Raw genomic sequence first — 18713 nt, forward strand, 5'->3', positions numbered from 1 at the left:
TTCATGTTTATCTAATTTAAGCTATCAATTGACCCAAAAAATTACAACCTTGTAGAACGAATTTCAAATCAATACATATATGGATTTAAAATTAACAAATAAGAAAGTGCTCGTTACCGGGTCTACCAAGGGTATTGGAAAGGCTATTGCCAAAACCTTGGTGAGGGAAGGTGCGGAAGTAGTTATAAACGGGCGTTCGCAAGAGTCTGTCGAAGCCGCCCTTTGTGATATTAAAACCTCGGTAGAAAACGCCAAAATATCCGGGATACCTTGTGATTTCTCAAAGCCAAAGGAAATTGAGGAATTAATAGCGGTAACGGGAGACGTTGATATTCTTATTAATAATGTGGGGATCTTTGAACCTAAGGATTTCCTTGATATTCCCAACGAGGACTGGCTCCGATTTTTTGAGATTAACGTAATGAGCGGGGTACGGCTTTCAAAAAGTTTTCTACCCTATATGTTGAAGCAAGATTGGGGAAGGATTATTTTTATTTCAAGTGAGAGTGGTATAAACATTCCTGTAGAAATGGTTCACTATGGAATGACCAAAACGGCACAGTTGGCCATATCCAGGGGTATTGCCGAAACGACAAAAGGAACCCAAGTTACGGTAAATGCCATTTTACCGGGTCCTACACTGTCCGAAGGCGTAAAAGAATTTGCTGAAATCGGTGAAAAAAACTCAAAGAAAGAAGTAGAAAAAGAATTTTTTAAAACAGAACGGCCATCATCTTTACTCCAACGTTTTGCCGATCCACAAGAAGTTGCCAATATGGTTGCCTACATCTCCAGTCCCTTGTCTTCTGCAACGAACGGTGCTGCGCTGCGGGTTGATGGAGGCGTAGTAAAAACGGCATTTTGAGAGGGCATACATAGGAGCGATGTTCATCATTTCGAATGTATGAGATAGAAATACCTACTATAGGGGCTTTTGATTTTAGAAGAGGTAGAATATAATAGAAAGAAGAAAATGGAACAAAATAGTAATGAAAAATTCGACGTGTTCGTTATAGGAAGCGGCATTGCTGGTCAAACTGTTGCCATGGCCTGTGCAAAGGCAGGTTTGAAAACCGCCATTGCTGATAAACGAGAATTTGGGGGTACTTGTGCAAACCGGGGATGTGACCCGAAAAAAGTATTGCTCGGGGCGACCGAAATTCTGGAAAGGGCAGAACATTTAAAGAATAAGGGGATACAAAAAGCACCTAAACTTAGATGGGGGGACCTACAGAAATTTAAAAGGAAGTTTACAAGGTCGATTCCTAAAAAGACAGAAGAAAATTTAAGTGCTGCCGGTATTACCCTTTACCATCAATCCCCTAAATTTTTGGATACCCAAACCTTATCCGTAGAGGGAAAGACCGTTGATGCCGATAAAATCGTAATCGCTACAGGTTATGAACCGAGACCTTTGTCTTTTAAAGGGAGCAAATATCTTAAGAACAGTGATGACTTTTTAAATCTTAAAAAACTTCCCAAGAGTATTGTTTTTTTGGGAGCAGGTTATGTGGGTATGGAATTTGCCCACATGGCTGCAAGGGCCGGCTGCGAAGTAACCGTAGTCGATACGTCGGAGCGGGCACTCACTCCGTTCGACCCCGATTTAGTGGAGCAGTTAACGGAGTACTCAAAGAAAATGGGAATTAAATTCATTTTCAAAGCGGAAACGAAATCGGTCGAAAGGCTTCTAAAAAATTATAAGCTTACCTATAAGAAGAATGGAAAATCAAAAATTATAAAATGCCGTTCGGTTTTCAATACTTCAGGACGTGTGCCTTCCATTGCAAAACTTGATTTAGAAAAAGGTGATGTAGCTTTCAGTGATAAGGGAATTCAATCCAATGCGTTTCTTCAAAGCATTTCCAATGACAACGTATATGCTTGTGGAGACGTTTCTGACCATGGGCTGCCGCTCACCCCATTATCAGGAAGAGAAGGCTACGTGGTCGCTGAAAACATTATCAAGGGAAACCGAAAACAAATCGACCTTGATATAATTCCCTCAGTGGTATTTACCTTACCACATCTTGCTTCGGTAGGGCATTCAGAGGAAGAGGCCAGAAGCCGATATAAAAATATAATCGTCAACCAAGCATCTGTTTCCAATTGGTTCAATGCTAAACGTATCAATGCACCTGTCTACTCGTATAAGGTGATATTGAATGCCCGTAACGAAGAAATCGTAGGAGCACATTTGTTAGGCCCGAATGCAGCGGAGACCATCAATATTTTCACAATGGCCATCAAAGCCAAAATGAAGGCCGATGAATTTCAAGCGACTATTTTCACTTATCCTTCATGGAGCAACGACCTGAAAAGTATGGTGTAAGGAGTTGGTGTAACTTTTTAGTGTGCGTATTTATTAGTGCGGGTAACCGATAATTGAAATCAAACAAAGTGCCTTAGCTTTTTCGAAGCCTTTGCATCAATTTATGAACTGGGTTGGTTTTTCTATTATGGTAACCGTGGACCATAATTGCGATTAGAATAATACTACTGCATACAAGTGCTGTCTGTGCAATATTTTCGTAGGCTTCTCGATGTCGAATAAAAATAGCGAATAATGCCCAAACGCCTACTGCCGCAAATTCACGCATGTTTCTTTTCCAAATCATTACAAGATTGATCACCGTGGCTATAACGATAAGAGCGATTGTACAGGTTTCTGGTGAAAATGGAGCTCCGTTCCAGTTCAGTTTGGTCAAATAAGCGGCTATATTGGCTATGGTGGCTACGGCAATCCAACCACTATACAGACAGATAGGCCACCACACAAAAGCGATGATTTCAATAGGGGCATCCCAGCGTTCCATATTGGTGTTCAAAATGATTTTAATCAGGGAAAAAAGAATGCCCAACATGATAAGAACCGAAAGAGCCACGTAATCGTACACGAAAGCAAATACCCAAAGGGCGTTGAGTGTATTGGCAATCGCGAACCAATAGCCTATCTGAACGATGAAATCCGTTCTTTTTTGACTGAAATAAGCCCTTCGCAATTGAAAAAGGCTAAATAAAAATAGACCTAGAAAAATCACCCCCCAAATGGCAAAGGCATACGATGCGGGCGTAAATAGATTGTCATACCGTTCACTGACCTCTCCTATGGTGGTTCCGTTAAGACGTAGAGACTGCGATATGTAGTTGACCGATATCACCAAGATTACCGACCAAAGATTGAATAGGACAAGCTTTCGTACGTTCAAAATACGCTGTTTGAATTAAAAATATTTTGGGGGAACTTCTATGTAAGCTCGGAGCCTGATTAATAAACTATTGTAAAAAGCCCAACATTTTTCGAATCAAACCAAGGCAATTATAAGGCCTCTAAAACCTTAACGAGGCTCCCGCTGTCAAAAATGCGGCCCCATAACCAGCCTCTGCAAACACGCCGAAGGCTTCGGTGAAATACCAGCGCCCACCTACGAATACCGTGCCTCCAGGGCGACTGCTAAAGTCCCCGAAAGCGTCATACGTGTCGTTATCATAAGAAAGGATGTTATAGGAAGCCATAACACCGCCATATACATCAAGATTGTCCACGTCAAGACCAAGAAAGTGATAGGCACCGCGTACTCCGATGATGGTATATCTCCATCTATCGTCGTTGTCATATTTGTACGCCTTAAATCCTAGGTAGCCCCCTAGACTAATAACGCCAGGGCCTCCAACTTCCCAAATACCTCTTTCATAGCTCACACTAAAACCCGGGCTTTCACTAGGACCACGATACACATCAAAATCTCCTCCCAAACCAATTCCGGCATTGATAACATTCGTGCCTTGGCCAAACTCTTGGGCCGTTACAAAGAGTGTTGAAGAAAGCGCGCAAATTAATAGTAGAATTTGTTTTTTCATGATTTTAATTTAATGTTCAGTTGCTTTTTTTATAAAAAAGATCTTATCTCTCCACCATAAAATTAGCAGTTTTTTTAGAAGAAAATGGTGCCATATCATAATGTTTTTGATTTATTCGATTTTGTGGTGCAGCCATGATCGGTTATGTAGAGTTTCAGATTTTGAGTACTTCGTTATGGGCCATTACAAAGATTTCGTTATGCGTATCGGTCTCAAGTACGTGACTGCCGGTAAACGCACCGAAGGCAGGGAGTATCATTTGATATTTCGTTTTAAAAAAACAAGATAGCCGTAAAGATTGACGCCCAGCGCCATGTAGACGTACTGCTGGATGAATGTGGCCCGAAAAGGTGAAAAATCCTTCACGCTCTTCGGGATGATGTGTTAAAAGGAAGCCATCGATCTGGAGTTCGGGAACCACTTCTATTCCCAGATTTTCATATTTTAAAGGAGAGATAATATCATGATTTCCCACCACCAAGACCATTTTTGACGTTCGAGAATGGGCCCATTTTTCGAAAAGTTGCCATTCTTTGTTAAGGGAAGAATGGAAAAGGTCGCCTAAAAAAATGATGTCTTGTGGATGAAAGAAGTTTATCGCCTCGTCCATAAGAACAAAGTTTTTGAGAATGGCTTTTTGCGGCACCGCTGCCCCGAACTTTCTAAAATGGGAGACTTTCCCAAGGTGCACATCGCTGATTAAAAGTATGGATCGCTCTTTCCAAAAAAGTGATCCTGTGGGATGCATTATAAAGGTGTTTTTTCTTATTTGAATGGATTGGGTCATATCTCAAAAGTAGCTATTTCTTTGCCAAAATAGCTGCCATTCTCTTTATTCGGTCAGTCAATTTTTCACTCGATAGTCTTTCGCGGCTGAGTCTATCGGTTATCAGCGGAAAGGCGAAAGGAGTAGGGTTTTTGCAGGGTTTCCAAATGATTTTTTGCTCGGCAATACGCTCTAGGGACAGACGTAAACGACCTTCTTCCAATTGGTGCTGGAACGTTTCGATAAATGCCTGTTGAAATAGTAGGTTTTCAGGCTCGTAATCCCTGAAAACTTCGAATAAGAGCTGCGAATTGCTTTGAAGGTGTTTCATTTTTATCCCTTTGTGGGGATACCCTGTAAATACCAACCCACTGATGATGGCAATATCCCGAAACTTCCGCCGCGCCATCTCGGTGGCGTTGAGGCTTTTTTGCAAGTCGTCCAATAAATGATCGGCGGTGAACAGATTGTTGTCGATGACTTGCTGTATGTCGATTTCCTTATCTGATAATAATTCGAATCCGTAATCATTAAAAGCTAGTGAAAAGGTAATCGGGGCCAGAAGGCTGATGCGATACCCAAGAAGACTCCCCATGGCCTCATGCACGAATCTCCCTTCAAAGGGATAGAACAAATGATGGTATCCATCTCGTGTCTTAAAAGTTTCTATCAAGAACTCTTCAGACCTCGGAACGATACTTTCTCGTCTCTGCCGTTTGAAAAGATGGGACAATGAACGTATTTCTACGGATTGTTTTTCTGGATCTTCCCTAGAAGTATAGAGCTCTTCGCGTAAGAGCTTAGACATTTGTGCAGAAAGAGTAAGCCGACTTCCCATCCAACTGGAGACCTTACTTGTTTTTTTCTTGGAGTTTTTAACAAATACCTGCATGTCTTTAATGCGAATGAATTCAAGATTCCGGCCCGCGAAAGTGAATACGTCTCCTTTATTCAGTTTTGAAATGAAAAATTCTTCAATGGTGCCGATATACCCCCCTTTTTGATATTTTACCGTTAGGTTGGCATCCCCGACGATAGTGCCGATTTGAAATCGATGGCGCATGGCCACCCCACGATTATTGACTTTGAATTTACCGTTCTCCTCTACTTCAACTTTTTTATACTCGTCATAAGATTGTAGGCTTTGACTGCCCATAACCAAGAAGTTCAGCAACCATTGCCATTGATCTTGGGATAAGTCTTGGAAACAAAAGGTCTGACGCACTTCATGAAAGATTTCTTTAGGGAAAAAACCGTTCGAAATGGCCAAGGTGGTCAAATATTGCAACAAGACGTCAAAACTATTCAAATAAGGTATTCGATCTTCCACCGCATTCTGTTTGACCGCTTGTTGTAGAGCTGACGCCTCGATAAGCTCAATGGCATGGGTGGGCAAAAAATGAATAACACTTTCCTTGCCTGGGCGGTGCCCACTTCTGCCGGCACGCTGCAGAAAACGTGCCACCCCCTTCGGGCCACCGATCTGTACGACCGTCTCAACAGGGGCGAAATCAACACCCAGATCAAGGCTTGACGTACATACCACCGCTTTCAAAGTTTCATTGCGTATCGCATTTTCGACCCAATAGCGGGTTTCTTTGTTGATGCTGCCATGGTGCATAGCTATTTCCCCGGCATATTCTGGATGTTTCTCCAATATTTTTTGAAACCAAATCTCACATTGACTTCGCGTATTGGTAAACAGCAGCGTCGTTTTGCTGTTATTGATGATAGGTACGACATACTCCAATAAGTGAAGCCCCAAATGCCCTCGCCAAGGGAAGGTCTCCATTTTTTTGGGAATGATGCTTTTTACGGTAATCTTTTTCTTTAGATTGGCCCTAATCATAACGGAGTTTTGTAATGCTTTCGAAGCCGGGCCCAATAGTACTTGTCTAGCCTGTTCAAGATTGCCTATGGTAGCAGAAATACCCCAAATGCGTAGGTCTCTACAAATCGTTTTGAGTCGTGATAGGGCAAGTTCCATTTGAACGCCCCTTTTAGTACCGAGAAGTTCATGCCATTCGTCGACCACAATGGCCGAGCAATCCTTGAAAATTTTATCATAACCTTTAGTGGCCAATAATAGTTGTAGGCTTTCAGGAGTCGTGATTAATAGATCGGGCATTTGTTTTTTCTGTTGAGCCCTTTCTTTGGTAGTGGTATCCCCGGTTCGGATACCCACGGTCATCTGGGTATTCAGATCGTGGGTGACACGTTCAGCCGATTGTTTGATTTCTTGTGAAAGGGCCCTAAGTGGGGTGATCCATACGGCCTTTAACCCTTTCTTATGATTGCTTTTATACCCTGGATTTTTTTTAATGTAGTTCAATACTATTGGAAACCAAAGGGCATAGGTCTTTCCGCTACCCGTTGGTGCGTTCAGTAGGCCGTTTTTGCCCTGTAAAAAAGCGTTCCAAGTATCTTTCTGAAACTTAAAGGGTTTCCAGTTTTGTTGCTGGAACCAATTTTGGGCAATCGTATATAGTTCTTCTCTGGTCATACTGAAAAAGTATTAGGGATCATACTTTTTACTGCGATTAGCTTTTCTCGTGTCATGTCGCTACATTATATGATCAAAGCCTTTAAATCATCCAAGGTGTTGGCCTCGTGTATCGATTTGTCTTGCCGCCATCTCAAAATTCTTGGAAATCGGGTGGCCACCCCGCTTTTATGTCGTTTTGAAGGGGCTATACCTTCAAAGGCTATTTCAAAAACATGATGAGGGGTAACACTTCGTACCGGGCCGAAACGTTCAAGGGTGTTTTTTTTTATCCAATTGTCGACCTTTCGAAATTCAGCGTCGGTGAGCCCTGAATAGGCCTTTGCAAAAGTGACCAATTCTTTTTCTCCATCTTCGCTTTCATTCCATAGGGCGAAAGTATAGTCGGTAAAAAGATTGCTTCTACGACCATGGCCGCGCATGGCATAGGTCAAGACAGCGTCTATGGTTAGCGGGTCTACCTTCCATTTCCACCAATCCCCTTTCTTTCTTCCTACCAAATAGGGTGAATCCTTTCTCTTTAGCATAAGTCCTTCACTATGCTTTTCACGGGAAAGCTCCCGTTCTTCGGTCAGTGCCTCCCAAGTGTCGAAATGCATGGTTTCGGAAATATAGAGCGGTAGCCTGTCCGATATATTGGCCATATCAGGATTTGTAGTATTGAAGCTTTTGTGATAGAGTTGCTCTAAAAGCCTCCTTCTTTCCATAAACGGTTTTTCCCGGATATCTTTGCCCTTCCACTCCAAGAGATCATAAGCCTTTAGTACCACGGGAATCTTTTTTAATAGCGTTCTTGAGACTGTTTTCCGCCCTATGCGTTTCTGCAGGTCGTTAAAGGTGCCGATTTCTCCTTTAGGAAAAGGTAATATTTCGCCATCGATGACGGTGCCGTTCGGGATGACGTCAATGAGACTTTCAAATTCCGGGTATTTATCGGTGACGAGTTCTTCACCTCGACTCCAAACAAAAATTTCATTATTGCGCAAGATAACTTGGCAGCGAATACCGTCCCATTTATGTTCAACTGACCATTTGGAAACATCACCCAGATTTTCTACTTCTCCTTCCAAGGCGTAGGCCAAGTAAAACGGATACGGTTTCGAGAGAAAGTCGCTTTCATTCTCTTCGAGAATAAGTTTTTGAAAAGAAATGGTGCTGGGGTCCCAATTGCCCATCAGCTTGTAAGCAAGTATATCTTCATCGATTTGGGTAGACTTGGCGAGGGCCCTGGTCATTAATTTTTGACTCACCCCAATACGAAAGCCTCCGGTAATCAGCTTGGTGAAAACAAAGCGTTCGTAGTAATCAAGGGCCTTCCAGTTTTGGTAGAGGTACGATTTTTTGTCTTGATCTGATTTTTTTTTCAGGATAATCATCTCTTCCAAAAATTGGGTTAGGCTTTTATCGGTAGAAGATGATGTGGAAGGAACTACTAGTGCAATGGTTTCCGCAAGATCCCCTACTATATGGTAGCTTTCTTCAAAAAGCCAGAGAGGGATATTGGCCAGCTCCGAAGCCCATTGTCTTAGCAATGTAGTGTTGACAGGTCGAGGTGGACGTCGGTGTGAAAGAATGGCGATGGTCCAAACTTTATCATGGTCATCGGCCATGTTGAAGTATTCGGTTAAGGCAGCTACCTTTATATTGGTTTTGTTCGTACTGTCGAGTGTTTTGATAAGCTGAGCGAATTTTCTCATTCGATAGTGTTCAAAGGGTTTGAATTTTTGGTATACCCTAACGGATCTTAATGTCCTCTCCATCAGGGGTGTTCAATTCTGAAGACTCTCCCTCATACTGCGTTTCTTCCGTACGGGCATCATATCCTTGTTCACGCAGGTATCTGGAAAATATTTCCGTATATCCGTGGGTGCAAATAATTTTTTCGGCTCCCGTCGACCGTATACAATCGAGAAGGCCTTGCCAATCACAATGGTCACTTAGTACAAAGCCCTTGTCTATGGCCCGTCGTCGGCGAGCGCCTCGAAAGGTCATCCAACCACTGGCAGCAGCAGTAACATAGGGTACCATTTTACGGATCCAAGTACTGCCATGGGCACTTGGGGGCGCAATGACAATGTTTCCAATAAGTTCTTGTTTTTTGGTTTCCTTGGTAATACGTACAGTTTTGGGAAAATCGACCAGCGGCCGTAGTACTTCGGTCATATTCTCCACAGCTCCATGGGTATATATTCTTCCGATATCAGTATCTAGATGTTTTAATAAGCGTTGTGCTTTTCCCAAAGAATAACCAAAAAGTACCGATGTTTTCCCTTCAGATTTATTCTCGTACCACCATTGATTAATATTCTCGAAAACTTCGCGCTGCGGGGTCCATTTGAATGCAGGTAGGCCGAAGGTACATTCGGTAATGAACGTATGACATTCGACCGGTTCATAGGATACACAAACACCATCGTTTTCTGTCTTATAGTCCCCGGTAAATACCCATACATTTCCTTTATGTTCTACTCTTATTTGAGAAGATCCGATGATATGACCTGCGGGATGTAGGCTGAATTTCACATTGTTAACGGTAAAACTTTCTCCCCATTCCTTGCCTGCAACCGTAATGTCGCCCAACCTGTGTTTGATTATAGGTACATTGCTATGATGAGTGATATAATGTTTATGTCCCCACCGGCTGTGGTCCGCATGCCCGTGACTGATAATCGCATTGTCAACGGGTTTCCATGGATCTATATAGACCTTGGCCTTTGCGCAATAAATACCCTTTTCGGTGAATTCAAGAAGCGGTTTTTCCATAGCATTTGAAAGGTACATAAAAACTTAAAATTAGTGACCTACTATTTTTAGTGGTAGACCCTTTTGTATACCCACATAAGAGCAGTTAATCTTTTGTTCGGATGATGATAACTCTAATAAGCGCCCGATACAGATTTATGGCTCTTTTTTACCAGCTTTCAGGTCTAGGGAAAGACCAAAATAATTAATGTGATAGCTAAAATGACCTCTAAAAAAATTATATTTGCTGCCTATAAAATATTAGATATGGCAATTGCAGATTTATATTCAAGTGGAGAACACAGAAGAAACCTTGCCCATTTTGCGGCTATAGCGACCTTGGCCAGTGTAGATGGTGAGGTGAGCAAGGAGGAAAAGATGATGTTAGACCGCTTTGCCAGTAAATTGGATATTACCGAAGAGGAGTACAAAGAGGTCATGAAGAAGGAGAACAAGTACCCCATTGACCCTCCGCATAATTCTGAAAGACGCTTGGAGCGACTATACGATCTTTTTCGGATTATATTCTCAGATCACATTATCGATGAACAAGAAATGTTGCTTTTGAAGAAGTATGCCATCGGCTTAGGCTTTTCAGGTCAACAGGCCGATACGGTCATCGAGAAATCCGTGGATATTTTTAGTGGTCGAATTGATTTTGATGACTACCTTTATCTATTGAAACATTAGGTCTTTTAGAATGATCTAATGGTACTTTTTTAAAAACTCCTCAAGTTTTTTAACCATTTTTCGACTGCCGCAGAAAAAGGGTATTCTTTGATGTAACTCTCTAGGCTGAACGTCTAGAATTCTGCTCTTGCCGCCAATGGCAAGGCCGTTGGCCTGTTCAGCGATAAAGGCCATAGGGTTGCATTCATAGAGTAGCCTTAACTTGCCTTCTTCGGTGACACTGCTCTTCGGATACATATAGATACCCCCTTTAATCATGTTCCGATGAAAATCGGAAACCAGAGAACCTATATATCTCGATGTATAGGGCCTGTCACCCTCCTCTTTTTGACAGTATTTTATATAATCTTTAACTCCTTGATGAAAATGCACATAATTACCTTCATTTACAGAATAAATTTTACCGGTTTCAGGAAATTGCATATTGGGGTGCGAGAGATAAAAAGTACCGATAGCCGGATTTAGGGTAAACCCGTTCACCCCGTCACCAGTCGTATAGACCAACATGGTCGAAGTGCCATACACTATATACCCTGCCGCTACTTGATTCTTACCAGGTTGAAGAAAATCTTCGAGGGTAACCGGAGTGCCGATTGGGGTAATTCTTCGATAAATGGAGAAAATCGTACCTACCGAGACATTGACATCAACATTAGATGAGCCATCTAAAGGGTCAATAAGTACCACATATTTATTTTGGTGGTTCTCATCATTACTGTTTATAGTAATAAAATCATCTTCCTCCTCTGAGGCAATGCCACAGACTATTTCACGATTGGTAAGGGTCTTTATAAATTTTTCATTGGCAAAGACGTCTAACTTTTGTTGGTCTTCCCCTTGAATATTGGTTTCCCCTGCCTTTCCTAGAATATCTACCAAACCTGCTTTGTTGACCTCATGGTTTACCACTTTGGCAGCGAGCCGAAGAGCATTGATCAATTTCGAAAGTTCACCGGAAGAGTATTGAAAGGAAGCCTGATTCTCTATTATAAACTCGCCTAATGTCTTTTTTTTGGTGGATGTCATAGACAGACTGTTGGGTTGTCCACAAATATCGGGAATTTTGTGAAACTATGTGGGAAATGACCGATATACGTTTTTGAAATTTATAACTTTGTGTTTTATTTATAACAATATGAAGTTTACAGTTCGAAAAGCAGAAGCTGATGATATGGCCCAGGTTCATAAGTTAGTGCAAGAGCTAGCCCAATTTGAAAAAGAGGCCGATGCGGTTGAAATTTGTGTTGAAGATTTGATAAGTCATGGCTTTGGTACAGTACCCTTATTCCACTGTTTTGTGGGGGAGGTTGCCGATGAAATTGTGGGAATGGCCCTGTTTTATCCTAGATACTCAACATGGAAGGGACCTGTCGTACATTTAGAAGATCTAATCGTTACCAAGAAGATGCGTGGCAGTGGTTTAGGATCGGCTCTTTTGACCGAGGTCGTGAAATATGGCAAACAGCTTGGAGTCAAACGAATTAGCTGGGAAGTATTGGATTGGAACGAACCGGCCATTCAGTTTTATGAAAGCAAAGGCGCCAAGGTGATGCGCGACTGGGACGTCGTACAATTGGACGAAATGGGAATTGAACGCTTTTTGCACAGTTGATACGTATTTTCTAATAGGCTATGAACTATAACAATAAAAAATTCAAACCTTTACACAGCTCCGATAACGCAGAGGCTTCAGAGGAGACTATTTTTCATTATCGACAGGAGGGGGCAATTTTGACTTCTGAATATCAGGGCGGTAAAATTGTTAAAGGTCATTTAATAGGAATTGTCGATCAACATGGCACTATCGATATGCGTTATCACCAAGTGAACACAGAAGGTGTTTTAATGACGGGAAAATGTATGTCTAGGCCTGAAATGGATGCCGATGGAAAGATTAGATTGTTTGAAAGTTGGCAATGGACCAGTGGAGATCGATCTGAGGGAAAGTCCATTTTAGTAGAACTATAAAAAGTGATAGGATTTCGCTCTGTAGCACAGTGTGAGAATCAAATTGGTTAAAGAAACGATATCTATGAGAGTTTTTAAATTTGGAGGGGCTTCCGTTAAGGATGCCGAGGGCGTTAAAAATGTAGTGAAGGTTTTACAAGAGACCGGCTATGACAATACCATATTGGTCATCTCGGCCATGGGCAAGACTACGAATGCCATGGAGGCGATTGTCAACGCCTATTTTAACAATAAATCAGAAATGTCTTCTGCAATTCAGGAGACCATTGCTTACCACGATAGCATCTTAAAGGATTTGTTTACTAATGGAAGCCATGAAATTTTTCGTAAGGTAAGAGCACTTTTTGAAGAGGTCAAGGGTTTTTTAGCGTGGAACAAATCACCCAAGTATAATTTCGTCTATGATCAGGTCGTAGGTTACGGTGAGCTTATCTCGACTACTATAATTAGCGCATATCTCAGTGATATCGGAATACAGAACACTTGGGTTGATATTCGTGACTTTATCAAAACGAACAATAGTTATCGTGATGTTTCGGTGAATTGGGAGAAGACCCAAGAACAAATTTCAACTAACATTGATAGGTCAAAGCTAAATATTACACAAGGTTTCTTAGGCAGCGACGACAACAATTTCACCACGACCTTGGGGCGGGAGGGGTCCGACTACACAGCGGCTATTCTTGCCTATTGCCTAAATGCCGATTCCGTAACCATATGGAAAGATGTACCGGGAGTGTTAAACGCCGACCCTCGGTATTTTAAGGATCCTCAGCTACTTAATAATATATCATATAGAGAAGCCATAGAATTGGCCTTCTACGGAGCTTCGGTTATTCATCCCAAAACATTACAACCCTTGCAACAAAAAGAGATACCGTTGCATGTCAAGTCTTTCATCAACCCGAAAGACCCGGGAACTACAGTTGGAAAAGGTATTGGTATAGAACCCAAAGTACCTTGTTTTATCGTAAAAAAGAACCAGGTATTGATGAAACTATCTTCCCTCGATTTTTCCTTTATCGTCGAAGATAGCATTAGCGAGCTATTTAAACTTATGCACGATCACAAAATGAAGGTAGATCTCATTCAAAACTCGGCCATTAGTTTTTCTGTCTGTGTAGACAATCGTTTTGGAAGGCTGGAAGAACTTTTGAATATCCTTAAGAGCAGGTTCAAAGTTGTGCATCATGAGGGTGTCTCGCTATATACCATACGTCATTTCGATGAAAAGGCGATTGAATCCCTTCAAAACGGGCACGAAATCCTTCTGGAGCAACGAGGTAAGGAGACAGTTCAGTTGGTCGTAAAATAACATTTGTGCCATAGACTAAATTGGTCTTACCTGTTCCGCCTTTAGTGTTTTTCCTATCTTAGCAGATATCAAATAGACAAGAACACTATGGGTTTAGTGACCGCAAAAGAAGTGGCCCAAGCTACCAATCTCGATAAATACGGAATCTTGGGCACCTTTCTGGCTTGGCTTATTCTCAAGGTTACCAAAATCTCTCATATGAATCGGCGGTATGATAAGATCAGTCACCTCAACGGAAAAGACTTTATCGATGCTGTTCTGAACCTCTATGAAATTGATTATGAAATCCCGGTCGATGAATTAAAACGGTTGCCTAAAGACGGTGGTCCTTTTATTACGATAAGCAATCACCCCTTGGGCGGGATAGATGGAATTGTTTTACTGAAATTGATGTTGGCCCATAGACCTGACTATAAGGTTATGGCTAATTTTTTACTACAGCGATTCGAACCTTTGGAATCCTACATATTTCCCGTAAATCCATTCGAAAACCATAAGGAGGTCAAAAATAGTATGGTCGGCTTTAAAAAAGCTATGCTCCATCTCAAGGAGGGGCATCCTGTCGGGATTTTCCCTGCTGGTGAGGTCTCTACACAAAAAGAAGGTCAAATTATTGTGGATAAGGCTTGGGAGCCTGCCGCAATTAAGCTTATTCGAAAGGCCCAAGTACCCGTGGTACCCATTTATTTTCATGCTCGTAACAGTAAACTCTTCTATCGTTTGGCCAAAATAAGCGATGTCTTTCGAACCGCCAAGCTACCCTCAGAAGTATATTCACAACACAAAAGACCCATTAAAGTACGTATCGGACAGCCTATTTCGGTGGATACCCAGAACGAGCAACTTACGTTGGATGAATATACCGAGCTTTTGCGCAGAAAGACTTATATTCTATCGAATGTGTATGAAAGGGAACGCCTCATCCATCAGTTTCAGACTACCCTGAAATTACCCAAACAGCCACGAAAAATTGCCAAGGCGATTCGTGCGGAAGTAATACAGGGAGAAATTGAGAAACTTATTGAAAAAGATAGAAGAATGCTTCAGAGCAAGAACTACGAAGTCTTTTTGGCCCCTGCCCAAGAAATGCCTTTCACCTTGCAAGAGATTGGTAGGCAGCGTGAGATAACCTTTCGGGAAATTGGGGAGGGCACCAATAACTCTATCGATATCGATAAGTTCGATGCCTACTATCACCATATGTTCTTATGGGACAATGAGGCCAAGGTAATAGCGGGTGCCTATCGAATGGGGTTGGGATCACGTATTTTTAAGAAGTATGGTATTGATGGATTTTATCTGCAAGACCTTTTTCGTTTTGAACCAGAGCTTTTTGGTATGATGGCACAATCCATTGAGATGGGCCGCGCATACATCATGAAAGAATATCAGCAAAAGCCCATGCCCTTGTTTTTATTGTGGAAGGGTATCGTTCACACAACTTTGCGACACCCTGAGCACAAGTATTTGATCGGTGGGGTGAGTATCAGCAATCAATTTTCAAATTTTTCGAAATCGTTGATGATCGAGTTCATGAAGAGTAACTACTGGGACCCCTATGTGGCGCAATATGTAAGACCGAAGAAAGAATTCAAAGTCAAATTGAAGGATGCCGATAAAGAGTTCGTTTTTGATGAAACGCAGGCCGATTTAAATAAGTTCGATCGTTTGATCGATGAGGTCGAACCAGGAAACCTTCGTCTGCCCGTCTTGATCAAGAAATACATCAAGCAAAATGCCAAGGTGGTCGCTTTTAATGTTGACCCCCTTTTTAACAATGCCGTTGACGGTCTAATGTACATCAAAATTGCAGATTTGCCAGAAAGCACGGTCAAGCCGGTTATGGAAGAATTTCAAGCTGAGCTAGAACGCAAGTTGATGGAAGCCCAACAAAGCGAATTAGGTTCATAGGTCTTTTCAGGAAGTATCGGTGCATGAGTTTAATCGATTCCGACAGTGGTACTTCTTCGTTCGAACAAAAGATTGTCTTTCCAAACTCCGTCAAGTTTTCCGATCCTTTCCCTTTTTCCTATATGTCGAAACCCCATTTTATAATGAAGCGCAATACTCCCTTGATTTTCTGGGAATACGCCGGACTGTAGAGTCCAGAACCCTTCTTTTTCGCTTAGAGCTATTAAGGTTTCCAGTAGGGCTTTGCCCACCCCTCTACCGCGATGGTTTTTCGACACATACACACTGATCTCCGCTACGCCCCCGTATACACATCTGCTCGAGACTGGCGACAAAGCAGCCCATCCTAAAACATGAGGATCATCTATGGCCACCAAACGGCAAGATTTTAGGTGTGCTTTATCCCAAGTTTCATAGGGCGGTACCGTCGTTTCAAAGGTGGCAAACCCTGTGGCAATACCTTCAGCATAGATTTCCGAAACCTTTACCCAATCTTGGGCCTGCATAGATCTTATCTCCATATTACATTTTCATGCTAGCCTATTTCACTTAGGTCATGCAATATTTTATGATTAGGAACTTAAAAAGCCCTATTAGACCTATAAAGTGAGTTGAATTAAAGGCTTTTGAACCAGTCCTGAAAGAGATGGCCAACACCCACGGTGGGTACCATTTTGTTATTTGCCGCATTGATTAGGCTCATTATGATCAAAACAAGTCCAATAATAGCCGAAAGGCATCCCACGATAGGTATGAGTCCGAGAATGATCATTAATATCCAAATACCCAAGGTCTGTCGTATGTAAAAGCTTCCAAATTCGGTTTTATTTTGACTATTCATTATGATAGCGACAATCCAGCCGATTACGGTTATGTGTGCCAATATGGCTACCGTCTTTCCGCTATCCGGATTGTTCGGGTCGAATGTCTGTTTCATGTCGTCCTTGAAATCGTTGGCAGCCTTTTTTGCATCCTTGGCAAATTCATCCGCAGTCTCTTTGGCCTCTTCACTAAATTCTTTTCCTTTTTTCTTAGCACTTTCCGTAAACTCCTTCGCCTTTTCTTTTACAGACTCGGAAGCATCATTTTTTTTATCAGTGGCTTTCGATGCTTCGCTTTTCAAATCTCCTTTGTCGGGGTTAATACCATCGATAGCATCTTCCCCTTCTCCTTTTCCAAAGTTTTTCTTGTTTCCAGTACCAGCTTCATCCTTAGGAAACTCCGTAGGTTCTCTAGCCTCTTCGAGGTTTTTTGAAGCTTCGCCCTTTATATCGCCTTTTCCTTTGTTGAGCTTATCAATGGCATCTTTCCCATCTTCTTTTCCAAAACCTTTTTTATCTCCGGACATCGTTTTTTCTTTTGACGGTTAAACTGTTCTAAATGTACCGAATATTTCAATACTATAAAAAGGCTTTGTCCACAGGTTCCCAGAGTTCCAATTTATTGCCATCTGGGTCTAATATCCATCCGAATTTTCCGTAATCATATTCTTCGACTTCCCCTACAACCGTAACGCCTTCTTTTTTCAACTCTTCCAACAATTCAACTAAATTAGCCACCCTAAAGTTCATCATAAACGATGATGTGCTGGGTTTGAAATAGTCCGTGTCGGACTTCATAGGGCTCCATTGAGTGGAGCAATCCTTACCCTCCTTATCCTTCCACCAAAAAGTACAACCATACTTATCCGTATCCAGTCCCAGATGGGTTCTGTACCATTGCCTAATTTTATCCGGATTTTCGGTCTTAAAGAAAAATCCCCCTAAGCCAGTAACTCTTTTTTTCATATCTAGCGGTTTTATCTATTTTTTCTTATGCCTACAACTTTTCCTCATAAAGGGTTTTATAAATTGTTTTGATTTGACATTCTGACTTACGCAAAAGGCACCTAATGGCATTGTGTTTGATTTTAGTGTTGGCCATGATTCAGTCTTTACGTTGCAGCATAAGGCTCGAAATCAATGAAATGATAAAACCGATAATGAAAACTGTCAGCGACATGACCAGAAAATTGAACCAAATATTGGAAAAAAGTTCTTTTTCCGATTCCATTTCCGCCAATCTTTCCTCAAATTCATCGGAAGCGAGGCTTTCTTTCATTTCTGCTACCGCAACTTCGTAATATTCCGTCAAAAAATCAGGATTGATATATTTAATGTATAGCATATCCAAGATCCCGAAGGCAAGAGCGGCTAAAAGACTTATCAAGGTACCTATGAATAATGCTTTTCCAAACGTAACCGTACCGTTATTCTCGTGGTCTCTAAAATGCTTAATGCCAAAATAGACGAAAGAAAGCGAAACGATCATCGATGCATAACCGAGTACTTCTTGGGTAGAAAAATCAAGGTCTTTGCCCAAAAACCAGCTCAATAAAAATAGAACACAAATAGTGATACTGGAATAAAGACCATACGTTCTGATAGTGGTGTTCATGGTAAGCCTCCTATAAGTTAAGTCTCAATATAGGTCACTCGCTTAAAATGGGACTCATACTAAAGTACTAAATTGTTTTCTTTAGCGGAAGAAGAACGTTAAAGTGGAATAATTTGAAATTCCCTGGCTTTTTTTATGGCCTGGGTCCGTCGCTTGGCATCGAGTTTGACCAGAATGTTGGATACGTGTGTTTTTATGGTACTTTCAGAGACAAAAAGCTTTTCCGCAATTTCCTTGTTTGACAGTCCTAGTGATATTTCACGTAGGACTTCACATTCGCGTTTGCTCAAGCCGAGCTGTATTATTCTTTGGGTATTAATATGTTTTGGAGGAATTGGTTTCTTGTGTAGGCTTTTTTTGTTAAGGTAGATACCGATTACAAGAAAAACGACCGCTATAATAGCTAATACCAATTCATTTGATATATTCCTTGAAAAGTAGGCATAATGGCCTAGCTTGAATACACTCAATAAGAAGATGATCAATGCCGTAAAAATGAGGATTGCACGTGTCACGATTTA

General features: G+C 41.6%; 19 protein-coding genes. 7 read left to right on the top strand and 12 right to left on the bottom strand.

The features are described 5' to 3' along the window. Positions 1-79: 79 nt before the first annotated feature. Together F2B13_RS07465 and F2B13_RS07470 are read left to right on the top strand one after the other, a co-directional pair. Positions 80-865: an SDR family NAD(P)-dependent oxidoreductase gene (locus tag F2B13_RS07465; RefSeq protein ID WP_149274462.1), complete on the top strand. Its 786-nt coding sequence runs from the start codon at positions 80-82 to the stop codon at positions 863-865. A gap of 108 nt (positions 866-973) precedes the next feature. After that, positions 974-2332: a dihydrolipoyl dehydrogenase family protein gene (locus tag F2B13_RS07470; protein ID WP_149274463.1), complete on the top strand. Its 1359-nt coding sequence runs from the start codon at positions 974-976 to the stop codon at positions 2330-2332. Positions 2333-2405: 73 nt separating this feature from the next. Here F2B13_RS07470 and F2B13_RS07475 read toward each other — a convergent pair whose 3' ends face one another. From F2B13_RS07475 to F2B13_RS07500, 6 genes are all read right to left on the bottom strand, one after another. After that, positions 2406-3209, bottom strand: a complete 804-nt coding sequence (locus tag F2B13_RS07475) for a tryptophan-rich sensory protein (protein ID WP_149274464.1) — start codon at positions 3207-3209, stop codon at positions 2406-2408. Positions 3210-3330: 121 nt separating this feature from the next. Continuing rightward, on the bottom strand, positions 3331-3861 hold the full coding sequence (locus F2B13_RS07480; RefSeq protein ID WP_149274465.1) for a hypothetical protein: 531 nt from the start codon (positions 3859-3861) through the stop codon (positions 3331-3333). Between the two features lie 154 nt (positions 3862-4015). Beyond that, complete coding sequence (gene pdeM, locus F2B13_RS07485; protein ID WP_149274466.1) at positions 4016-4648, bottom strand: ligase-associated DNA damage response endonuclease PdeM; 633 nt, start codon at positions 4646-4648, stop codon at positions 4016-4018. 13 nt (positions 4649-4661) lie between these two features. Beyond that, positions 4662-7130, bottom strand: a complete 2469-nt coding sequence (locus tag F2B13_RS07490; protein ID WP_149274467.1) for a ligase-associated DNA damage response DEXH box helicase — start codon at positions 7128-7130, stop codon at positions 4662-4664. A 65-nt stretch (positions 7131-7195) separates the two neighbouring features. Continuing rightward, positions 7196-8827, bottom strand: a complete 1632-nt coding sequence (locus F2B13_RS07495) for an ATP-dependent DNA ligase (protein WP_149274468.1) — start codon at positions 8825-8827, stop codon at positions 7196-7198. A 37-nt stretch (positions 8828-8864) separates the two neighbouring features. Continuing rightward, complete coding sequence (locus F2B13_RS07500) at positions 8865-9893, bottom strand: ligase-associated DNA damage response exonuclease (protein ID WP_149274469.1); 1029 nt, start codon at positions 9891-9893, stop codon at positions 8865-8867. A gap of 246 nt (positions 9894-10139) precedes the next feature. On the opposite strand from F2B13_RS07500, the gene F2B13_RS07505 reads away from it, so the two are divergent. Beyond that, entirely contained in the window at positions 10140-10562 is a 423-nt protein-coding gene (locus tag F2B13_RS07505; RefSeq protein ID WP_149274470.1) for a tellurite resistance TerB family protein, read from the top strand. 15 nt (positions 10563-10577) lie between these two features. On the opposite strand, the gene fbp is transcribed toward F2B13_RS07505, so the two are convergent. Beyond that, positions 10578-11588 (bottom strand): class 1 fructose-bisphosphatase, encoded by a 1011-nt coding sequence (fbp, locus tag F2B13_RS07510; RefSeq protein ID WP_149274471.1) that lies wholly within the window; start codon positions 11586-11588, stop codon positions 10578-10580. Between the two features lie 109 nt (positions 11589-11697). On the opposite strand from fbp, the gene F2B13_RS07515 reads away from it, so the two are divergent. The 4 genes from F2B13_RS07515 (at position 11698) to F2B13_RS07530 (ending at position 15756) form a co-directional block, all read left to right on the top strand. Next, positions 11698-12174, top strand: coding sequence for a GNAT family N-acetyltransferase (locus F2B13_RS07515; protein WP_149274472.1), 477 nt, complete (start codon positions 11698-11700; stop codon positions 12172-12174). Positions 12175-12194: 20 nt separating this feature from the next. Beyond that, positions 12195-12530: a n-acetylglutamate synthase gene (locus F2B13_RS07520; protein WP_149274473.1), complete on the top strand. Its 336-nt coding sequence runs from the start codon at positions 12195-12197 to the stop codon at positions 12528-12530. 64 nt (positions 12531-12594) lie between these two features. Continuing rightward, entirely contained in the window at positions 12595-13845 is a 1251-nt protein-coding gene (locus tag F2B13_RS07525; protein WP_149274474.1) for an aspartate kinase, read from the top strand. Positions 13846-13932: 87 nt separating this feature from the next. Beyond that, entirely contained in the window at positions 13933-15756 is a 1824-nt protein-coding gene (locus F2B13_RS07530) for a GNAT family N-acyltransferase (protein ID WP_149274475.1), read from the top strand. A gap of 29 nt (positions 15757-15785) precedes the next feature. Here the strand turns inward: F2B13_RS07530 and F2B13_RS07535 are convergent, their stop codons facing one another. The 5 genes from F2B13_RS07535 to F2B13_RS20760 all read right to left on the bottom strand — a co-directional run bounded on the left by F2B13_RS07535 (position 15786) and on the right by F2B13_RS20760 (position 18707). Next, positions 15786-16277: a GNAT family N-acetyltransferase gene (locus tag F2B13_RS07535; protein ID WP_149303914.1), complete on the bottom strand. Its 492-nt coding sequence runs from the start codon at positions 16275-16277 to the stop codon at positions 15786-15788. Between the two features lie 95 nt (positions 16278-16372). Beyond that, the gene (locus tag F2B13_RS20385; RefSeq protein WP_198439717.1) at positions 16373-17104 is read right to left on the bottom strand and encodes a hypothetical protein; all 732 of its coding nucleotides are present in this window, start codon (positions 17102-17104) and stop codon (positions 16373-16375) included. Positions 17105-17156: 52 nt separating this feature from the next. Continuing rightward, positions 17157-17543, bottom strand: coding sequence for a VOC family protein (locus F2B13_RS07545; RefSeq protein WP_149274477.1), 387 nt, complete (start codon positions 17541-17543; stop codon positions 17157-17159). Between the two features lie 139 nt (positions 17544-17682). Beyond that, on the bottom strand, positions 17683-18192 hold the full coding sequence (locus tag F2B13_RS07550; RefSeq protein WP_149274478.1) for a DUF4199 domain-containing protein: 510 nt from the start codon (positions 18190-18192) through the stop codon (positions 17683-17685). 98 nt (positions 18193-18290) lie between these two features. Beyond that, positions 18291-18707 carry a response regulator transcription factor gene (locus tag F2B13_RS20760; protein WP_149303916.1) on the bottom strand — a complete coding sequence of 139 codons (417 nt, stop codon included), beginning with the start codon at positions 18705-18707 and terminating at the stop codon, positions 18291-18293. Positions 18708-18713: the final 6 nt, after the last annotated feature.

The sequence above is a fragment of the Pareuzebyella sediminis genome (genome assembly GCF_008367235.1).
Taxonomy (GTDB): Bacteria; Bacteroidota; Bacteroidia; order Flavobacteriales; family Flavobacteriaceae; genus Pareuzebyella; species Pareuzebyella sediminis.